The sequence below is a fragment of the Mesorhizobium sp. M8A.F.Ca.ET.021.01.1.1 genome, assembly GCF_003998025.1.
Classification (GTDB): domain Bacteria; phylum Pseudomonadota; class Alphaproteobacteria; order Rhizobiales; family Rhizobiaceae; genus Mesorhizobium.
Window position 1 is genome coordinate 1 of the sequence record NZ_RZSJ01000662.1, and the last position, 3,184, is coordinate 3,184.

General features: G+C 64.8%; 4 protein-coding genes. 1 reads left to right on the plus strand and 3 read right to left on the minus strand.

Annotation, left to right across the window (positions count from 1 at the left end; genetic code table 11):
• Nucleotides 1–426 (minus strand): GH25 family lysozyme (locus EOA36_RS31710; RefSeq protein WP_281040100.1); only part of this gene is annotated, 426 nt, incomplete at its 3' end.
• A 286-nt stretch (nt 427–712) separates the two neighbouring features.
• On the opposite strand from EOA36_RS31710, the gene EOA36_RS31715 reads away from it, so the two are divergent.
• Nucleotides 713–2,092: a serine hydrolase gene (locus EOA36_RS31715; RefSeq protein WP_127280799.1), complete on the plus strand. Its 1,380-nt coding sequence runs from the start codon at nt 713–715 to the stop codon at nt 2,090–2,092.
• On the opposite strand, the gene EOA36_RS31720 is transcribed toward EOA36_RS31715, so the two are convergent.
• Nucleotides 2,093–2,776 carry a class I SAM-dependent methyltransferase gene (locus EOA36_RS31720; protein ID WP_127280800.1) on the minus strand — a complete coding sequence of 228 codons (684 nt, stop codon included), beginning with the start codon at nt 2,774–2,776 and terminating at the stop codon, nt 2,093–2,095.
• Nucleotides 2,773–3,184 (minus strand): DUF3419 family protein (locus EOA36_RS31725; RefSeq protein ID WP_127280801.1); only part of this gene is annotated, 412 nt, incomplete at its 5' end. The genes EOA36_RS31725 and EOA36_RS31720, both read right to left, overlap by 4 nt.

The following is a 3,184-nucleotide window of genomic DNA, read 5'->3' on the forward strand; positions in this document are numbered from 1 at the left end:
ACAGCGGTCGACGGGGACATTCTGGATGAACCAGCGCGCCTGCTGCGCCGCCGGGGTGCAGAAATAGAAGAAATGATAGGCAGCGCGCGGAACGCCGGCGGCCTTGGTGCGCGCCCAATGTTCGCCGAAATATTCGTCGAAGCGGTCGCCGCCTTCGGTCGCCTTGATGAAGGCGAAGGAGATGCCGCTGGCCTTGGCCGTCGGCCAGTCGACCGAGGTCTGGTATTTGGAGACGTCGGTGCCGTGGATGGCATAGTTCCACGGCGCGCCGCTGTCCCACTCATGCGGCTTGGAATCGGCAAAGCGCGGCGCGCGCACGGCCACCGTCGGACTGCTCGATGCGGACGGCGACAGCGGCGAGAGATCGTCGACGGTCGAGCAGGCGCCGAGCAGCGTCAGCATGAAAAGGACCGCAAGACGGCGCATCGCAACTTCCAAGCCGGAATCAGCCGGTCGCTGATGGGTCTGTGCACCGATGGCCGAGGTTAGTCTGGCCCCCTCCAGGCGATCGCCCCACGCATCGCCCAGCATAGTCGTTTTTCGTGCATGTCGTTGTCCCAAAACCGCTGCGCACTTCTGGGCGACATGCATCCCTGTGATCGCCGATCATGGTTGATAATCCGTTGATGGCGCTCGACAAGAGCACCGATTTTGCGGAAGCAATGGCGGCAAATCGATGACATAAGGTCAGGCGCGTGCCTGGGAGAAGCAGATGCGGTTCGTCGTCAAGATCGTCAAATGGCTGCTTGGCCTGATCGTGCTGGCGGTCGTCGCGCTGTTTGCCTGGCTCTATATCGCGCCGCCGGAACTCATCCGCGTCGGCTCGGGCTATTCGGCCAAGATCGTCTGCTCCAACGTCTTCATCGCCGGGCGCGACGCCAATGAGGTGTTGGCCGTCGATGTGCAGGCGCCCGGCCATCCGCTGCTGCGGCTGATGCGGGTCTCCGTCGACAAGAACCGGGGGACGGTTTCGGCCGGCCTGCTCGGCTTCCTCGGCAAGAGCGAGGCGGTCGCCCGCGACGGGCTGGGCTGCGCCTCGGTTCCAGACGGCGATGTCGGCAAGGCGCGGCGCACGACGGTCCATGCCGAACCCGCTGCGACAAGCCAGGATGCGCCGTGGCCGGAGGGCGAACGGGTCGATGCATCGCAGAACCCAGAGGTCTCGAAGGTCGTCGGCGACGACGCCATGGCCGGAACCGGCATGCGCGCGATCGTCGTGGTCAAGAACGGGCGGGTCGTCGCGGAGCGCTATGGCGACGGCTTTTCGGCCAAGACGCCACTGCTCGGCTGGTCGATGACCAAGACGGTCAATGCCGCCATCGTCGGCACGCTGGTCAAAGAGGGCAAAATGGCGGTCGACAAGAAGGGCCTGTTTACCCCTTGGAAGGCGGACGGTCGCGCCGCGATCAGCCTTGCCGACATGATGGCGATGTCGAGCGGGCTGGAATTCAACGAAGACTATGGCGACGTCGCCGATGTGACGCGCATGCTCTATCTCGAACCCGACATGGCGGGTTTTGCCGAAGCCAAGCCGCTCACCGGCGAGGTTGGCAAGGTGTTTTCCTATTCGAGCGGCACGGCGGTGATGCTGTCGCGCCTCTGGCAGGACGCGATCGGCGACAAGGCCAAGGCGCTGACATGGCCGCGCACGGCGCTGTTCGAGCCGCTCGGCATGCACAGCGCGGTGTTGGAGACCGACGAGCAGGGCACTTTCGTCGGCTCGTCCTATCTCTACGCCACGGCACATGACTGGGCGCGCTTCGGCCAGTTCCTGCTGCAAGGCGGGGTTTGGAACGGCAACCAGGTCCTGCCGGCCGGCTTCGTCGACTGGATGCGCGAGCCGGCATCCGCCTCGAAAGTCTACGGCAAGGGCCAGTTGTGGATCGAAGCGCCGGGCGATGAGGAAAACCCCGGTGCCGGCGTCGCCGCCGGCCTGCCCAGGGACACTTACTGGATGGAAGGCCATGACGGGCAGACGGTCGCCATCATCCCGTCCGAGCAATTGGTCGTGGTGAGGCTCGGGCTAACGCCGGCCAAACTCAACTATCGCCCGCGGGCGATGGTGGGGGCGCTGGTGAAGGCGCTGCACTAGCTAGCTGTGTGGCCCAATCACAGCCAACCAGGCATAGCCACGATAAAGCGTGCGAAAACGGAAGGTTGCGCCGGTTCGCTCGGCCTGCGATTCCAGAACATCACGCAGGGATTCGCGTGGCGTGACGTGGAATTTCTTCAGCCAGCCGCGCAGCAACGCGCGGAACCACCCCGGCAGGCCTTCCTGCTGGCCGAAATCGACTATGTGCAGCGAGCCCGTCGGGGCCAGCGCGGCAAGTGCTGCCGAGACCGTCTTCTCCCAGCCCGGGATCATTGATAGCGAATAGGAGACGAAGACCCGGTCGAATCTGCCTTTGCCGAATAGCGCCTTGGCGTCGAAATCGGTGGCGTCGCCCCTTGCCAGCATGACGCGGTCCGACAGGCCTTCGCGGTCGATCGCCTTGCTCGCCGTTTCCAGCATTTCGGCCGAAATATCCAGGCCGAAGAAGCGGGCATCGGGATAGGCGCGGGCAGCGAGGATGATGTTGCGCCCGGTTCCGCAGCCGAGCTCCAGAACGGCGCCGCCCGGCGGCACGTCCAGCCCCGCGATCAGCCGGTCGCGGCCAAGCAGGTAGTACTTGCGGGTCAGGTCATAGATGTGGCGCTGCCAGCGGTAGACGCCGTCCATCAGTTCGGCATGGTTAGCCTTGAATTCGGGGCTGGCCGGCAGTTCCGTCGTGCTCATGCCGGGCGCTTCACATAGAGGTGGAAGCCGCCATAGATGGCGGAGCGGTCGCGGGCCGAGAATTCGCGCGATGCTTGGTCCTGATAGTCCCACTGATCGAGCAGCGAAGTCGAGACGCGCCCCGGCAACAGACTGGGCTCGGCGGCGGTACGGAAGATGACGCGGGCGCCGGCCGAGGCGGTCCGGGTGATTTCCGACCACAACGCATTGAGCTGGTCGTCGGTCATCCAGTCCTGCGCATCGAGCAGGATGAAGCGGTCGACGGCGCCTGCATCCTTGCCGGCGAGGAATTCGATCAGGTTGGCATGGTGGATGGCGACGCGGTCTATATTGCCGCGGATGGTCTCGTAGTTTTGCCTTTCGAGATAGGCGGGCAGGGCGGCCTCGCCTGGTTCCGGGTAGCGGCGG